Below are 17,334 nucleotides of genomic sequence, written 5' to 3'. Positions count from 1 at the left end.
CTAACTTTTTGTTAGTTTCTATTACCAACAAAAAGTTAGCAGCCCTATTTTTATAAACTCACCCAAAACACGCCAGTTTCTCGGATCTCTGTAAATTGATTTTGGAATTCGACTAAGTTTTGTTCTGGATTTAATGCGCTAAATCGTTCTGGATGCATAAATTTAGCCATAGCTTCAATGGCAAATATATTCATCGGATTGTTGTAAAAATTATGGTAAATCGCCATAACGCGCTTTTCTTTAACTGCCGTTAATGAAGAGATCCCTTGTCTATCCATTAATACTGATAACTGCTTCTGCACGTTAGCTTTATTTGCATTATATCCTAAGCTTACTGCGAGCGAACGACGATTAAAGTTGTGCCAATCGGCGCCTGTCAGTAAATAATATTCTGGGTTTAATGTAATAATATTCTCAATGGAACTTTCAGCCCCTTTTGCAGGAAAGCTATCTGCAACTAGATTATTTCCACCTGCCAGAGCCGCTAAAGAACCGTAACCTGAACGACCATAAAGTTGACAACAATTATCGCTAAATAACCCTGCATTCGCTTCAATCAAAACAGTTGGAAATGGCTGAGCTAATTGGCTTTCAATCGCATCTAATTTTTCTTGGTACAGTTTCGCAAACTGTTCAGCTCTTTCTTGTGTTCCTAATAATTTCCCTAATAATAAAATGCTTTTCGGCGTGTTTTTCGCGATATCCATTCGAAAATCAATAAAAATAACTTGAATACCGGCGGCTTCAAGTTGCGGTAAAATTTGGCTATCACGCATCGCACCATAATTAGCCTTATGCATAATTACCACATCAGGCATTAATTCGATCAATTTTTCAACTTGAAGACCCGCTTCACGAGTTTTCTTTAAGGTTGGAATTTTGTCTAATTCAGGTAACACACTGAAATAAGCTTGTTTTAAATCTGGCGCGTATTGTGTAAGCGAATCACTCCAACCCGCAATACGAGATATCCCACTTTTACCCGCAGCAATATCCACTGGCAAAATATCACGACTATCCACCAAAAATAATTTTTCAACGGGAAGATTAACTGTGACTTCACGACCTTGTAAGTCGGTAATCACCGTTGGCGTTTTTGCCTGCCCCCAAAAGCTTAGTAAGCACAATAATCCTGTGAGAAATAATTTCATGGAAAATCTTTTACCTTAAATTTAAATAGGTTGGTATGAATAAAGCCACTGTACAGTGGCTTATCATTAGTTAAAATATCAAATTAGAAAGTCACACTGTAATTAAGGGCAAAAGTTCGGCCACGGCCTTTATAATCGTACAGGTTTGCAGCGCCATATTTAGGGCTATATAAGCTTTGTGCCCGCTGTCCCCAAATTGTGGAGTAATTTTTATCCAGCAGGTTTTCGACAGCAAAGCTAACTTTACCCACTGGTAGCATATAACTTCCTAATAAATCAACGGTATTATAACCATCGAGTTTCTTACCAGCCGCATCCGTTAAATTGAACGTTTGCTGGCTTTGTAAGCGTAGCGCCCAGTCATTCGGCTCCCAACCAATATAGGCATTCACTTTTGATGGGCTCGCGAAATCAACGCTCCATTTTTCCCAACTACCATCCACTTTAGTTTCTGATTTTTGTAGATTGAAGTTACTTCCAACACTCCAATCTGAGTCAGCAAAGAAGTAATCCACCGTACCTTCTACCCCATAGATACGGCGTTTATCGGTTTTCATATAGATGGTCATGTCATCTTTATTAATGCCATAGCTTCTATCAGACAAAGAATAATAGGTAGCAACTTGTGTGCGTAAGTTTTCCCCTGTGTAACGCCATCCTAACTCGAAAGAGTTAACCTTAATTCCTTTTACCTTGGTATCATTAATGTTAACACTTTTATTGAGATGATAGTGGCCATTGGCATCTGGGGTCTTCGCATAATCACCTGTTCCGTAATACTTAGCAATATCAGGAATTTCAAAGCCTTGAGAGAAATTAAACCATGTTTGTTGCTCTTCGGTTAAGTTAACCAGCAGCCCTGCGTTAAACAGTAAGTTGTTGTAATCCGTTTTCCCACCCGGTACTGCATCGGCTGATTTACCTTTGCCGTTAGCAATCGCTTCTTGCTGTGCATAACCAATAAAATCATCGACTTTATTTTCTGTGTACTGATAACGCACACCACCGCTTAACGTGAACATTGGCGTAATGTCATAACTACTTTGTAAAAATGTCGCCATATTCGTCGTGGTATAGCTTGGATAGCGGCCAATTTGGAAAGCTTTAGTTAAGTCCATTCCCCCGGATTCTTTCGCTTTATCTAAATCAAAAAACATTTGGTTCGCACGAAATTGCTCATGCTCTGCATCCACACCATAAGTTAACGTTAATTCATCGATAGGTTGGCTATTGAACGTCAGCTTAGTTCCATAAAAATTGGTTTTTTGATCCGATGAGCTGATACTTGTAACATCTTTGCCTGTAAGGGTTGGGAAAGGATAAAACTTTTGTGATTCATCACGATAATAAACTTGTGCAACAAAATCCTGCCCAAATACATCTGCATTTGAATATTGTAAATTGAGCAAATTACGCTCAGTTCCCGGCAAACGGTCAGAACTTAATTTACTGCTGTTATAAGCTTCACCTTGTCCTTTAACTGCGGAAAAATCTTTTCCTAAATAGAGGCCGTGTTTACCATCAGACTCACTTTTATAATGCTGATAAACAGCTTGAACCTGTTGTTTTTCATCGATTTTGATAGTACCTGACGCCATCACATCCAAACGATCAGAAAATTGCAGCCCTGTTTGGGTATTATCAATATTAATCGCATTACCTTTGCCATCATACCAACCGCCATAGCGTTGATAAGCAACAGAAACACGTCCGTGAGCGTTCTCATTACCACCACTTACTGCTGCAGCAATATTTTCATCGTGATCTTTACCACTGTTAAAGCCTGTTTTTCCACCTAATTGCAGGGAAACTTGTTTTTCTTCTTGGCCTTTTTTCGTCACAATATTAATCAAGCCACCACTGCTACCACCACCGTACATCGCCGTTGCGCCTGAAATAACTTCGATATGATTAATATTAAAAGGATCGATAGAATCTAATTGGCGACTATCACTACGAGAAGAGTTAAGGCGTACTCCATCCACCATCACAATCATTGAACGGCCACGCATATTCATGCCATAGTTTGTCCGCCCTTGGCCACTGACACTCATTCCTGGAATAAGCTGCGCTAAAATATCTTTTAATTCTTTTCCACCTTCAGCTTGCTGCTCAATTTCAGCATTATCAATCACCCATGTGGTTTGTGCCATTTCTGAAACGGTTTTATAACCACGTGTAGCAGATACGGTTATGGACTCTTCTTTTTTATCGGCACCAAATACGGAGGGGGAAATAAAAGGGAGAAAGCAAGGGGAGATAATAAAAAAATGCTTTATTTTCATTAAATTAAACCTTTACATTATTAGAATTGCTGTTATTGAATCTAAAAAATAAATCACAATGCATAACTAAATTACTGTTTATTATTTTATCAAATAATTATTATCAACAGTAACTAAGAATCAAGATAAATATAAGAATTATTATTATTAACAACAGATAATGAAAGGTTATTCAGTACTAGTCACGCATCCTTGCGCAAGATCTTCCTATTAATTACTTCACGCTAACGACTGCAATATAATTCAATTTTCCACGGTTTTGCCGAAAATGACGAAACATACGCAAAAATTGGGGGCGATTTTCTTTCTTCAATGCATTACGGATAATCTTTAGGGCACCCAAAATACCTTCATCGTAAATCAACCCTTTTGGTGATAGCAACGTCATTGGCCCAGTGTGAGATAACACTTGCTGGAAGCCCGCTTGTTGAAATAATTCTATCCATTGCGCTTCAGGTAATGGCTGTGCTTTAACATTAATCGCTTGCTGCATTTGGGAAACCACACTTTGAACAGCTTGGGCATCCTTAAATGCAATATCATGGGTTAATAAACAGCCACCCGGTTTTAGTACTCGATAATACTCCTGCAATAGCTTCGCTTTCGCTTTATCGCCGTACATGGTTAGCATGGCTTCATTAATAACCACATCAAAACTGTTGTCCTCAAACGGTAGTTTTGATGCATCCGCCATTTGGATTGCCACTAAATCTGTTAGCCCTTTATTCGCAACATTCTTTTGTGCTTGTACGAGCGCCTGCTTGTCCATATCAATACCCGTAATATGACAATGGAATTGGGAGGCAATTTCAATGGCAGTGGTTCCCATATTACACGCGACTTCAAGAACTTGGCTGTTCTTGTGTAACCCTGATTGGCTAAGTAACCATTCGGTTGCTTCTTTTCCCCCTGGGCGTAAACGTTTTTTCCCCAAGCGTGCTAGAAATTTGTGCCCTGCTTCGTGGGCGGTAAATGATTGGTCCATTTTCACCTCCAAGTTAATGTGTACAAGCCGTTTCAGGCTCACGTAACATAACTAACAGCATTTTTGCGGGCTCAAGCGCATCTACCGCATGAGGAATATTAGCAGGCATTCTGACAACTTCCCCCGGTTTAGCCATTACAGGCTTTCCTTCGATGGTAAGTTGTAAGCTCCCTTCAACAACCATCACAATCGCATCAAAAGGGGCGCTGTGTTCAGACAGTGCTTGGCCTTTATCAAAAGCAAATAAGGTGATATTTCCCCCGCCATTTTTCGCTAATACGCGGCTTGCAATACCTTGTTCAGTATAATTAATTAACTGATTGATAATCAGCGCTTCTGAAGGTGTTATTGTGTTATTGCTCATCGTTTAATATTCCTTAATTCAATCGTTTTCATTCAGTTATCTAAATAGCGGAATGACCCCTTGGGTCTGCCGGCCTTGATAATCCATTGGCGTAATTGCGACGGGTAATTGGTACAGTTGTGTCAGGTTTTCTTCTGTTAAAATTTGTTCAGTTTCACCAAATAAACAACCGCTGCCGTTAAATAACAACAGTGAATAATCAGCGATATGCAGCGCATGCTGTGGATAATGACTCGTGAATAAGATAGTCATTCCGCGATGTATGGCTAAGTCACGTAAGACGCTGAGCACACTGTCTTGGTTGGCAAGGTCCAATGCGGATGTCGGTTCGTCAAGAATCAGAATTTCTGGTTCGCTGGCTAATGCCCTCGCAATCATGACCATTTGTTTTTCCCCTCCACTGAGGCAGTTAAAGGGTTGGTCAGCAAATTTGCTTATGCCTAAGTACGCTAAACACTGCTCTACAATTTGGTTATCTTTTTCATTGGGTGAGGCATACCAAGGTAAATGACGAATACGCCCGAGACTCACCATAGTGCGAACAGAGTAATGAAACAGTGAACCACTAAGCTGTGGAACATAAGCGACGGGTGCATTTAGGGAAATATTGCCTGTTGATCCTTTTTGTAAGCCGAGTAGTAGTTTTAATAAAGTTGTTTTTCCGCGGCCATTTGGCCCTAAAATCGCACCAATACTGCCCTTTGGTTGCCGAAAACTAACATTCGTAAATAATTGGCGTTGGGCTATTTTGAAATTAAGGTGTTCAACTTGGATCATAAATCGGCCACCTTTTTATTCAATGTGTGGATCAGTAGTGCAAAAATAGGGGCGCCGATCAGTGCGGTGATCACACTTAATGGAATTTCTGCATTCGTCATACTGCGTGCAAAGGTGTCGACAGCTACCATATAAATCCCACCAATGACCGCACTGGCAGGCAGTAATATCCGGTGATCATGCCCCACCATTAGCCGTGCAATATGTGGAACAATCAGCCCTACCCAGCCGATGGTGCCGGATACCGCCACTGTCGCACTGGTGATCAAGGTTACGCTGAGTAACACAGCCCAGCGGGTTCTATTAATTTTCATCCCTAAGGCTTGTGCATTTTCTTCCCCAAGAGACAGCACATTGATACGAAAACGCAGCGCAAAAATGACCAAGACACAGACTAATACCACAGGAAAAACAATATTGAGTTTGAGGTAAGACGCACTGGCAAAGCTGCCCATAAGCCAAAAAACAATGGTTTGTAACGTGTTATTTGGGTCTGCAAAATAGGTAATTAACGAAATTAATGCGGCAAAAAAAGCATTAATAATCACCCCCGCAAGGATTAACATTAATAGCTGGCTGCCTTGGCGATTCAAACCCAATAAGAAAACCAGCACGATAGCTAGCAACCCACCGATGAAAGCCAATGAAATGGTGACCAACAAAGAAGAAAATAATAAAATAGCTAGCGCGCCACCCAATGCAGCCCCTGATGAAACACCAATAATTTGCGGCCCAACTAATGGGTTGCGGAAAATACCTTGCAAAGCCGCCCCCGCAACCGCCAACCCAGCCCCTGCCGTTCCTGCTAACAGAACACGCGGTAAGCGCACATTCAGCACCACATTTTGTTCCGTTCGGCTATAGTTCCCCATCATTTCATTACCAAAAATAGTGTCATAGAGAATATGCCAAACCGCGGAAAACGAAACTGGGTAACGCCCACAGCTTAGGGCCAAAACAAAAGTCAACAATAAGCAAATGGCAAAAACGAACCAAAGATATTGGGGCTTACGCATGCGGTTCCCCCATTAAAGAAAGGTAGTGTTGGCTACTTTTGTTCATCTCTATTTGCAAAATTCCGTCAATTTGCTCATCTGACACGTCATAGCCATAAAGTTGCTGATATCTAAGGCGAATTTCCTCACGCAATGGCATTTTCATCGTTTCTGGGTGAAAAATCATCGATAACCATTGCCAGTACAGTGGTGTTTCTTGGTTTGGTGCATCCCAGATAAAACCACCAATAGGGAGCTTATACACACGCTGGTTTTTCACGGCGGTGACTTCACTTAGCATAGGGTTGCGGTAAACATCAGCTGGCGATAACCCTTCTTCGAAATTACCTAATAGAATAATGTCAGGGTCCCAAACCAGAATTTGCTCAATATTGAGGGTTCTTGGCCCAGTGAGGTCACGGTTTAAGCTCACCCCACCCGCCAGTGCAAAATCTGCATTGTTGTGTGATGTTGAGCCAAATGTTTGAATACTCTGGTTAAAATGGGATAAATACAGGACTCGGGGCTGCTGCGCTTCTGGGATTTTAGCGGTGGTTGCCGATAATGCATCGACAACTTGTTGCCGCCACTGGATCATCTTTTGCGCTTTATCATTGTGGCCAAGTGTTTGCCCCATTAGGCGAACCCACTCTTGCGTATAGCGTTCTTGCCCATAATCTAACGTAGCAACGGTGAGCCCTGCATCACGCATAGGAGAAATAATGTCATCTCCTCTATGCCCCCATTGCCACACTAAATCGGGCTCCACATTAAGTAATGCTTCAATGTTTGGCGTAAAATTGTTACCCACCACATTTGAATTCACCTGTAAAACAGAAGAAAACATTTGGCTTAGCATGCCATCTCGCGCAGCAACCTTTGCAAAGGGATGCATTCCGACTAATTTTTCACTGCTTTCATCCATGCCAACTAACATCGAAGCGGCAGGAATTGGGATCACAACAATACGTTTTGCAGGGGATGATAAATGAATTTTATCACCTGACATATCTGTGAAATCAACAGCTTGTGATGCATATACATTGGCTATTCCACCGAAAGTTAGAAAAACGGCGGCGAGTCTAAAAGCATTATTTATCATAGGGTTATTCAGCTCTCTGCTAACATCTCAATTGATAATGTGTATGATTATCATTTATACTTAAGCCATTCTAAGACGGCGTAAGAGGATGACCTATGACATTTGTCAAAAACGTTTTCCCCCATGCACAATCACTCAATGCCCTTAAATCGTGCTTACTGTTTAATGGGGTAGAAGATGAGAAACTGGCATTACTGCTGGAAAATTGTGGCCATATTCGCTTTAAAAGTGGTGAAATTCTGAACCATGAAGGGGAACCATTTAAGCATTGCCCCTTGATGATCAGTGGGCAAATAGAAGTGTATCGCCACACCTATTTGGGTGAAGAAAAAATTTTTGGTTTGTTTTGTACGGGGGAAATTGTTGCCATCGCAGCCGTTTTTATGCCTCACAACCGTTATCCCATGAGTTTACGGGCAAAAACCGACGGTGAAGCTTTGCTACTTGATAAACGCGATATTTTACGACTATGCCATGCCTGCCCGCAAATTATGGAGAAACTGCTAAGGCGTTTTAGTAGCAAACTATATGAGAACATTAACCATATCGACTGGCTAACTTCGAGTTCTGCTGAACAACGGCTAGCGGCCTATATTCTCGATTTAAAGCATAAGCAACTGACTTCAAATATTGTTTTGCCTTTATCTCGGGGCCAGCTCGCGGCTAAATTAGGCATACGTTACGAAACACTCAGTCGGTTAGTTTCTGGGTGGCGGCAAAAAGGGTTTATTGATATCGAGAAAGACACTGTGCATATCCATAATGAAAACTACTTAACGAAATTATCTATTTCTGCACAGCGCCCATTTTAAGAATAACGCATTAACGAATATTAATGCGTTTATTCATTATTAGAAGTTATAGGTTACACCACCATTCACATTAAAGCCCATACCGGGGAACAAGGTGCTATCTTTTGCTGTGACGGTCTGATTAGCAACTGATGTTGTCGCATAACGTTCATCCGTTAAATTATCCATCGATAAATACACAGACCACTGCTCTGTTGGTTTATAGCTACCTTTAAGCCCTAATACGGCGTAATGTTTACGTTTTTGAATATCGAGATTGTTTTGGTGATCAACAGCCATATCCGTTGGCGCCCAATGAATATTTGGCCCGAAGCTCCAATCCCCAATTTCATATAACACCTCGGCAGCGACAATATTGCGAGGAATACCTGCGATATAGTTGCCGTTATACTCTCCCCCCATAAAACGGAAATCATTATAAGTCCATGAAACTCGGTAATTGATATCCCCCGGCCCTGCGCCAACACGTCCTGTCAGCCCAGCTTCTAAGCCTTGATGGCGGGTTTTCGCGGCATAATTAAACACGCCAACAACCGTCCCTGCACTGTCATAAGTGGTAATATACTCATCTTTAATTTGACTGCGGTACAGCGCAAGGTTCCATTTCAACCCATCAGTGACATCCCCTTCTCCACCAATTTCATAAGTAATGGCTTTTTGTGGTGAGAGTTTCGTCAGTTTTCCATTGCTAGAGTTAATAATTTCCCAAAATGTTGCAGGTTCTTCACTCGCACTGATATTAGCAAAGTAGCGCTGGCTTTCCGTTGGGCGCCAAATAACCCCCGCTTTTGGTGTCCAAAATGTCCAACTTTGGTCTAACGACAAATGACTTTGCCGTTTTTCTACGTCACGGCGTGCATGCGTACCTTTGACATCTAAGTTAACTGTCACTGTTGGTGTAATATGTAAGTCTACCCCCACACTGCCATAGAGGTTTTCAGCTCGGCCATCATATTTGCCTATTTTTGTTTTGTCTGCCGGTGTCCCTTTACGGTTTTGCATTAATTCAGTCTGCAAGGTCATTTGGTCCCATGCAAGTGCCGTACGGTATGTCACGGGTTCAGTTTCAATATTATAGGTGAATTGTAGCCCTTCACTGTGGCTGCGGCTAAAACGGTAGTAAGCGGGAGTAGTAAAATTATCATGAGTACGAATGTGCCAAACTCCAGCGCCAATCGCTTGGTTATCCACTTGCCAGTCAGAGCGGTTAGCCACTCGGAATTGCTCAACATTACGGTGTGGGTCACGTAGCCACACCATCGGGTACACATCTGTAGGGTTATTATTGAGTACCTCTTCAGAAACAGGCCCCGCAACGTCAAAGCGCAAATCTGTCCAACTCAACCAAGTTCGGTTTTCAAAATTATTAGTCACATAACCAAAGTTGCTGCGTAACGTTTTACGTTGAGAAGCAGAGTGTTTGCGATAGCCATCAAAATGGTCATAAGTGAAATTAACACGACCATCAAATACCCCATCGTCAGAAACGCCACCAAATGCCGTTTGTAACCCTTCGCGACCATGGGAGCCGTACTCATAACGTAGGCGGCCTTGCTCGTTTCGACCCGTGTAAGAGAGCACATCCAATTCACCTCCCAAACTATTACTTTGTGGGTTAAGGCTATTTGCGCCGCGGCGTACACTCACCATCCGCGCATCACGCATTTCTAAGGTGCTGATGTGAAAACTGCCGTCTGCATCTGTTGCAGGTAAGCCATCTTGGAGCAGCAATACACCACGAGCAAGCGGTGCGCTTTGTACTCCAGACCCACGAATATTCAAACGTGGCTGGTCAATCCCCCCAAAGAAATTTTGAATCACTAGCCCTGGCTGATAATCAAGAGCATCTTGTAAGGTCGCAAGGCGAGTCTCTTTTTCGATAACAACTAAATTTGTTCCGCCAGCCACTTTTTCAAGCTTGCCTTTTTCTTGCTGTTCACTCGGTGACAAACGGCTTTGACCTGTTGAAGACGTGACGATCAGTTTGTCCGATGTCACTGCTGGTGCAGCGAACCCAATTGGTGTCGCCAAAGTTCCTATACCTAAAGTGAGTGCAATACAATGCGCCAATTGGTGCCGTTTTAAACGATAAGACATATATTCACCCCAATAACAGTAATGGTTATCATTTTCATTTAAGGGGTTTAAAATAGAGGATGGGTTTAGATATCCCTATGACATTTGTCAAAACCAAAATAAATTAATTTATTATTTATATTAAAATTATAGTTTCCATTAAATTCTATTAAATTATCAATCTTGTCATAAATTCATTTTCACTTTTAAATAACGTACCCAACCTAATGCTTAAATAATTAAAAACATATCAACATATGTTATATAAAAAGAGAATATATGAATATAAAAACCTTTAAATTTATCGATAAGGATTCAAATGGCATTGTCGTTAATTTTGATAATGGAAACAAAAAAACAGTCACCATTAGCTTATTTTTAGATAATGAAAATATAGAAACCATATCAACTAATAATGACCATTATCTTTTCAAGGTAGGTAAATCGGGAAACTACCATGTAACTATCTCATTTGTTGATAGTAATAAAAATATTTTACACTTAATTGATAGCCCTGTTAGCTATCGTCTTCCCCATCAGAAAATCAATAAAAAAATTAAAGCAGAAGTAAAATCGAAAACCATCAACCATAAAATAGATGGGATTGATAAATATTTTTTAGAAATTAAATCTGAAATAAAAAGTTCGCATTTTATTATGGATGCTTTATCAAATGAATTAGTTAATTCAAAATTAATTTTGATTAAATTAAATATTCGCTCTTCCGTTACGCAATGTGAATATTTTAACCTTTATGGAGAAAATAATTATGACGATTTGCTTGAACTATCGCAACGGCTTGAAAAATTAGATTGTGTCAGCTACTGCTGCATCTGCCCCAACACAACAGGCTACCACCCCCCCAAACTCCCTATAAATAGCCAAACTATTGAAGAAAATATTAGCAGTGATGAGATAACCCCCGATTTCACCGAGTTACAAAAATATTTAGATGCACCAATGGGCATGAATGTGAGAGAGGCATGGGCAAAAAATATTGATGGCTCGCTAGCGGTTGTTCGCCATATGGATTTTGGTGTATACCAAAACCACGAAGACTTTAAAGATGCAAACCTTGCTGTGGTAAGTAGTCGGCCTGAAACGCAAGATTGTAACCATGGTACCGCTTCAACAGGTTGCATAATTGCGACTAAAAATGAATTTGGTGTCACTGGCATTGCACATGGTTGCCAATTTTATTTCTATGATACCGACGACTTGGATCAACTTACGGATGATACTCAGCCGGGTGACATTGTTAGTTTCGACCTCCAATTTCGCATTGAGAATAAATTGCTTCCTATCACATCCATCCGTAATTGGTGGGAAAGAATTAAAATTATGGTCGATAAAGGTGCAACCGTTCTTCTAGCAGCAGGGAATGGTGGCTTGGATTTAAGCAAACCCGAGGTTATGGATGATTTCGGTGACAATGGCAGCATGTTAGTAGGCGCTTGCTACCACCATACAGGGAAACGTGCGCTTTTTTCAAATTATAATCAAACAAGCTCACTGATTAATTCATGGGGAGATTGGAGTGTGACCACCACAGGCTATGGAAAACTACAAAAACACCCCGGCAATGAACGCAATTATACCGACCGTTATTCAGGAACATCGAGTGCAACACCACTATGTTCAGGTGCACTCGCATTAATTCAAAGCTATGCTAAACAGCATCAAATTATTCTGTCAGCGTGGGGAATGCGCGAACTGATAAGAAAATCGACCTATACGGAAGGTGTTAACGATGGGATAGGCTATCGGCCCAATGTAAATCAGTTATTAAACGAAATTGATAAGCTTGCCCAAATTACTGAATAATTCTGTTATCGTTAAGCCATAATGTCGGCCTATTATTTGGCTAGTGAGATAACCCGGCTACACACTTTCTCTAATAACGCTTTGTTATGGCTAAAAATAACCATTGCGAGTGGTCGCTCTTCGGATAATTTCAGTAACAACTGCCAAATTTCTTTTTGCAAATTGGCGTCTAACTGTGCGGTGATTTCATCGGCAATTAAAATTTTCGTTCGCGGGTCAAGGGCTCGCAGTAACGCAATACGAGCAAGTTCACCACCCGATAACTCACTGGGAAGCCTTTCAAGCCAAGCAGGTTTAATCGAAAAGCGCTCTAACCAATGGGTTTCTGGCTGCCAAGCATCAAATAAACTCGCCCCCACCTTGCGATAGGGGTTAAAGCTTTTTTCGGGATGTTGGGGGACTAATTGAATTGGGCAATAACCTTGTTGAGGTAACGGTTGCCCTTCAAACAAAATGGTTCCTTGGGATGCCTTTTGCCACTGAGCTAATACTCGGCCCAACGTGGTTTTCCCAAAACCACTGGGCGCAGATATCCCAAGACGTTCACCGCTAGTCAGTGATAAGCTAAAGCCATCCCACAGCCGCTGCCCACCTTGTTCAATGCATAAATTATTTACTTGTAAAATAGGTTCAGTGATACTCATTTACTTGCCATAAATTGATGTTCCGGTAACGCATTCCACAACGATTGCAGCCATTTTCCACCGCCGCCTTGTTGTAGCTTTTGGCTGCTTAACACTTCTTCCAACGCTCCGTTACGCAATAAGGCAATACGGTCAGCAAAACGTACAGCCATGGATAAATCATGGGTGACCCATAAAACACCTCGGCCATCGTGGCAAAGCGATTTAATGTTTTCGAGCAGTTGTGTAGCATGGTCATCATCCAGCCATGATGAAATTTCATCCGCTAAAATATATTGCGCGCAAGAGAGTGTCGCACTGCTGGCGAGTACCCGCTTTGCCATTCCACCGGATAACTGGTTTGGGTAGCTATCCACTAGTGAGCTTTGCAAATTATATTGCTGTAAGTGCCGTGCAACATCGTGCATTTTAATATGCTGCCCACTTAACACTGCGGCACGTTCTAATTGTGGGCCGATACGAATTAATGGGTTAAGTGCGCTAACCCCTTGAGGTATATAGCATAATGTATTACCACGGTGTTGCGCTTTGCTTTGTTCGGTCAGTTTTTTACCATTAAGGTGAATACCACCACGACAGCGCATATTATGGGGAAGTAACCCCAAAACACTCTGTAATAACAAGCTTTTACCTTCCCCGCTCCCACCCACCAGTGCAACCATCTCACCGGGCTGAATATCCAATGAAATCCCTTGTAGTAACGGAGCCCAACGCTTGCGCCCTAACCAACGAAATTGCGCGACATCCACGGTGAGATTATCAAGACTCAACATACGGCCCCCTTCAACCAAAGCTGCTGCAAGGCTTTAGCAAATTGGTCAAATAATAACACTAGCCCAACTAAGGCAATGCCTGGGAAAACCACCAGCCACCAAGCTCCTGTGCTGAGATAACGCAATGCATCGGACAATAAAATACCCAGTGAGGGCTCATGGGGCGATAAACCAAAGCCTAAGAAACTTAACGCCGCACTGTGTAAAACCGCATGGGGAAACATTAACAACGTTCCTACCATCCATTGAGGCAAAATCATCGGTAAATAGTGATAACGCCAGCGGTAAAACGCACTGTTACCAATACGTTGAGATAACATAATATAATCTGACTGGCTAACTCGTTGTAACTCCGAACGTAAAATTAAGGCTAATTTTGGCCAATGCGTCAGTGCAACGGCCCAAATCACCCCCATTTTTCCGCCACCCAGCGTAAAACAAATCAATACCAGTAATAAAAGATGTGGCAATGCCAACATGGCATCAATAACGCCACGCACTACATAGTCCATCACTTTGCTTATTGAAGATAAACCGGCCATGACAAGTGCAATAAAACCACTGGTAACCGCTGCCATAAGGCCGATTTGCAAGCTTGCTGCCACACCTTGAAAGGTTCTGGCAAATAAATCACGCCCTAAATTATCTGTACCAAATAGATGCGCCCACGAAGGTGGCAAACGCCTATCGAGTAAATTCATTTCAATATCATTGAGGGAGAGACCAAACGCATAGATACTGACAACAACCAGCAAAAGCAACGAAAAAGCTAACTTAAATAAAGCGCGATTAGGGTTATATGTCATGACGCTCTCATCACTCCCTTATTCACTTTTTTTAGTAGGCTGTCAGCTACCGTATTGCTAAAAAATATTATCGCGGCACATAACATGACAATCCCCATCAATAACGGAATATCTCCACGCAACCCTGCATCAATCGTCGCCTGACCTAAGCCTGGATAGGCAAATACTTTTTCTGCTAATAATGCCCCACTTAGTAATTCACCAATAGAAGCAAACTGTAAACAAATTGCCGGGGTAATAGCATGTTTTAGTACATGAAACCCAATCATCGACCAACCATTATCCCCTTGAGCCTGTGCGTAATGAATAAATTCACTGCTCATCACTTCAACAACTTTGGCACGTGTATGCAATGCGATATTACCCACGCCTAACATACCCAACGCAATGACAGGTAAAACTAGGTGATGAAGTTTCTGTGAAAATGTTGCCGTTTGCTCATCCAAGCCTATCGGCCAAGCACAGCATATCGGAGCCCACTGTAATGTCACCGCAAACAAAGACAACAACAGCAAACCTACCCAAAAAACAGGAATTGAAGCCAGTAAATAGCATAATGTTGAGATGAGTTTGTCTGGCCAGCGGTTTAAATAACGCCCAGCCACTAAACCCAACGCAAAACCAACAACTCCAGAGAACAGCCAAGAACTAATAAGTAGAGCTAAAGAAGGCACAAGGCGGTCAGCAATCACTTGAATTACTGGGGTGTTATAGAGCATGGAATAGCCAAAATCCCCCTGTAACACTTGTGAAAACCAACGCCAGAACTGTACCCATAATGGCTGATCAAGCCCCCATCGCGCGGCAATTAGCGCATATTGCTCAGGGGGAACATGCAGTAAGTCATTGCCGATATAGGCTTTTATTGGGTCGATAGGCGAGTAACTCAGCAGGATAAAAATTCCCGCTGCCGTTACGGTTAATAAACAAATAAATCGCAATAAAAGCCCGAGTGCGGTTCGCATTACTGACAGGTCCACGCCCATTCATCGACATTATTTAATACTGACCAAGAACCATGAATTTCAGGGGCACTAGTACCTAAATCAACACAATTATTCAGCAAATAAATATGTTGCAGGTTCATTAACCAAGCCCATGGAGCATCACCTTTAATACCAACACCCGTGTTACCATTCCAATCCACTTGTTGCCATAATGGAATCGCTGCCTCTTGGTCAGCTTGTGCTAACGCTTTTTCGATTAGTTCATCAACTGCCGCATTTTTATAATAACCGGGGTTATAAAAACCAACACCAGCTGCTTTGCTGCTGTAATTATGGACAATTTCCATCGGGTCTAAGCTTCCCCAACCAAACAATGTTGGGTTAGCATGCATCTGTAGCTCAACGGTTTCCCAACTTCCCGATTTTAAATCCATTTCGATACCAATCGGTTTTAAGCTTGAACGGATTGCCTGAGCAAGGTCACGACGTGTGGTATCACCACTGGCATACCATAATGTCAGTTTCGCCACTTTGCCATTTTTCTCACGTAGGCCTTCTTTATTCAGCTTCCACCCTGCCCCTTCTAAAATAGATTTGGCTTTCTCAAGGTCACCATCTTTAAAAGCGGAGTCTGGGTTATTCCATGGCAGCCCTGCGACGCCAGTATAAGCCGGTACGGCAAAGCCTTCTAATACGGATTCTGCCAATAGTTTACGGTCAAGTGCATAGTTAATCGCTTTACGGACAGCAACATCAGAAGTGATGTCGTTACCGATAGGGTTACCTTGAGCATCTTTCTCACCCGCGGGTGGAATCGGGAAAGAGATACCGCGGTTTTCCACGCTATAGCGCTCAACCAATTTCATGTTTTTCACATCATTAGCATTCGCTGCTACTGCGGCAGGGATACGAACGATTTCCAGTTGATTGCTTTGTGCCGCAGCAAAGGCCGCATCTTCATCAAGGAAGACAAAGACCATTTTACCAAAGTCATTTTTTGGCCCTGCATAATACGGATTTTGCTCGACAATCAATTGCTGCCCCGGCTGGAATGCGACTAAGCGATAAGGGCCTGCGCCAATCGGGTTATGTGCATAGGTTTTCGCATCATATTTATCTGCACAAACAATCCCTAGCGAGCCTAGTACATTAACAAAGGTACTTTGTGGGGAAGATAACGTGATCTTCACGGTTAGCGGGTCAACTTCTTCTGCTTTGGCAAAGTTGCCCATATCCACCTTACCGCCACTTGCCGCGGCATTGTTATAAGTAAAAACCACATCTTTGGCGGTCAATGGTGAGCCATCGGAAAATTTTAAGCCTTTTTTCAGCTTAAGTGTCCACTGTTTACCATCGGCATTATGTTGATAACTTTCAAGCATATAGCTATGCCATGAGAGGTCAGCCTTTTGTTTCAATAATGGGCTATGCAACAGTAGATAGCTGCCATGGCTCCACCCAAGCATAGGGTCAAATCCTTCAGTGGGCTCTGAACCAATAGCTAAACGTAAGGTTTGTGATTGAGTAGGTTCCACGGCTTGAGCTTGCAGTGTGAGCCCCATCAGGCACATTGCTGCAACGATATTTTTAATCATACATCCCTCTATAGATAGGTTTTATTTTTTATTTCAAACCACCAATGCCGTTATTTTCATTGGTGTCGCTATCGGTGAGATATTCGCTATGTGTAGAGTAACCAATATGAGTTATATTAAATTTAATGCCCTGATTGCTAGGCGCTACATCAATAGAACAGCGAATTTATTAGAGAAACCGTCAAAATTAAGTGGTTA

The 17,334-nt window shown here is 42.0% G+C and carries 15 protein-coding genes; 2 read left to right on the top strand and 13 right to left on the bottom strand.

Going from position 1 to position 17,334, the window contains the following annotated elements; all coding sequences use genetic code 11:
- Positions 1 to 50: 50 nt before the first annotated feature.
- The 7 genes from PSE83_RS16190 to PSE83_RS16160 all read right to left on the bottom strand — a co-directional run bounded on the left by PSE83_RS16190 (position 51) and on the right by PSE83_RS16160 (position 7,659).
- Positions 51 to 1,151: an ABC transporter substrate-binding protein gene (locus PSE83_RS16190; RefSeq protein WP_004257836.1), complete on the bottom strand. Its 1,101-nt coding sequence runs from the start codon at positions 1,149 to 1,151 to the stop codon at positions 51 to 53.
- Between the two features lie 83 nt (positions 1,152 to 1,234).
- Complete coding sequence (locus PSE83_RS16185; RefSeq protein WP_272660984.1) at positions 1,235 to 3,436, bottom strand: TonB-dependent siderophore receptor; 2,202 nt, start codon at positions 3,434 to 3,436, stop codon at positions 1,235 to 1,237.
- A gap of 214 nt (positions 3,437 to 3,650) precedes the next feature.
- On the bottom strand, positions 3,651 to 4,421 hold the full coding sequence (locus PSE83_RS16180) for a class I SAM-dependent methyltransferase (protein WP_272660983.1): 771 nt from the start codon (positions 4,419 to 4,421) through the stop codon (positions 3,651 to 3,653).
- A 13-nt stretch (positions 4,422 to 4,434) separates the two neighbouring features.
- Complete coding sequence (locus PSE83_RS16175) at positions 4,435 to 4,785, bottom strand: cupin domain-containing protein (RefSeq protein WP_004257847.1); 351 nt, start codon at positions 4,783 to 4,785, stop codon at positions 4,435 to 4,437.
- 36 nt (positions 4,786 to 4,821) lie between these two features.
- Complete coding sequence (locus PSE83_RS16170; protein WP_004257851.1) at positions 4,822 to 5,562, bottom strand: ABC transporter ATP-binding protein; 741 nt, start codon at positions 5,560 to 5,562, stop codon at positions 4,822 to 4,824.
- Complete coding sequence (locus tag PSE83_RS16165) at positions 5,559 to 6,578, bottom strand: FecCD family ABC transporter permease (RefSeq protein ID WP_272660982.1); 1,020 nt, start codon at positions 6,576 to 6,578, stop codon at positions 5,559 to 5,561. The genes PSE83_RS16170 and PSE83_RS16165 overlap by 4 nt, the downstream gene beginning before the upstream one ends.
- Positions 6,571 to 7,659, bottom strand: a complete 1,089-nt coding sequence (locus PSE83_RS16160) for an ABC transporter substrate-binding protein (protein ID WP_272660981.1) — start codon at positions 7,657 to 7,659, stop codon at positions 6,571 to 6,573. Before PSE83_RS16160 ends, PSE83_RS16165 begins: the two co-directional genes overlap by 8 nt.
- Positions 7,660 to 7,754: 95 nt before the next feature.
- Between PSE83_RS16160 and PSE83_RS16155 the strand changes: the two genes are divergently transcribed.
- On the top strand, positions 7,755 to 8,471 hold the full coding sequence (locus PSE83_RS16155) for a Crp/Fnr family transcriptional regulator (RefSeq protein ID WP_094961080.1): 717 nt from the start codon (positions 7,755 to 7,757) through the stop codon (positions 8,469 to 8,471).
- 39 nt (positions 8,472 to 8,510) lie between these two features.
- On the opposite strand, the gene PSE83_RS16150 is transcribed toward PSE83_RS16155, so the two are convergent.
- Positions 8,511 to 10,568 (bottom strand): TonB-dependent receptor family protein, encoded by a 2,058-nt coding sequence (locus PSE83_RS16150; RefSeq protein ID WP_164565468.1) that lies wholly within the window; start codon positions 10,566 to 10,568, stop codon positions 8,511 to 8,513.
- Positions 10,569 to 10,826: 258 nt separating this feature from the next.
- Between PSE83_RS16150 and PSE83_RS16145 the strand changes: the two genes are divergently transcribed.
- Positions 10,827 to 12,371: a S8 family serine peptidase gene (locus PSE83_RS16145; RefSeq protein WP_172767403.1), complete on the top strand. Its 1,545-nt coding sequence runs from the start codon at positions 10,827 to 10,829 to the stop codon at positions 12,369 to 12,371.
- 32 nt (positions 12,372 to 12,403) lie between these two features.
- Here PSE83_RS16145 and PSE83_RS16140 read toward each other — a convergent pair whose 3' ends face one another.
- From PSE83_RS16140 to PSE83_RS16120, 5 genes are read right to left on the bottom strand one after another with little or no spacing between them, the layout of a single operon-like run.
- Positions 12,404 to 12,997: an ATP-binding cassette domain-containing protein gene (locus PSE83_RS16140; protein ID WP_164561286.1), complete on the bottom strand. Its 594-nt coding sequence runs from the start codon at positions 12,995 to 12,997 to the stop codon at positions 12,404 to 12,406.
- A 14-nt stretch (positions 12,998 to 13,011) separates the two neighbouring features.
- Positions 13,012 to 13,788 (bottom strand): ATP-binding cassette domain-containing protein, encoded by a 777-nt coding sequence (locus tag PSE83_RS16135; protein WP_096864051.1) that lies wholly within the window; start codon positions 13,786 to 13,788, stop codon positions 13,012 to 13,014.
- Positions 13,782 to 14,594 carry an ABC transporter permease gene (locus PSE83_RS16130; RefSeq protein ID WP_164565470.1) on the bottom strand — a complete coding sequence of 271 codons (813 nt, stop codon included), beginning with the start codon at positions 14,592 to 14,594 and terminating at the stop codon, positions 13,782 to 13,784. The genes PSE83_RS16135 and PSE83_RS16130 overlap by 7 nt, the downstream gene beginning before the upstream one ends.
- The gene (locus PSE83_RS16125; protein ID WP_004257896.1) at positions 14,591 to 15,559 is read right to left on the bottom strand and encodes an ABC transporter permease; all 969 of its coding nucleotides are present in this window, start codon (positions 15,557 to 15,559) and stop codon (positions 14,591 to 14,593) included. Before PSE83_RS16125 ends, PSE83_RS16130 begins: the two co-directional genes overlap by 4 nt.
- A complete protein-coding gene (locus tag PSE83_RS16120) occupies positions 15,559 to 17,112 on the bottom strand; it encodes an ABC transporter substrate-binding protein (RefSeq protein ID WP_239982658.1) in 1,554 nt (517 codons plus the stop codon). Before PSE83_RS16120 ends, PSE83_RS16125 begins: the two co-directional genes overlap by 1 nt.
- Between the last annotated feature and the right edge of the window lie 222 nt (positions 17,113 to 17,334).

This window comes from Providencia sp. PROV150, assembly GCF_028481025.1.
GTDB classification, from domain to species: Bacteria; Pseudomonadota; Gammaproteobacteria; order Enterobacterales; family Enterobacteriaceae; genus Providencia; species Providencia hangzhouensis.
Note: the sequence above shows the minus strand (reverse complement) of the source record. Positions and strands in the feature narration are given on the sequence as shown.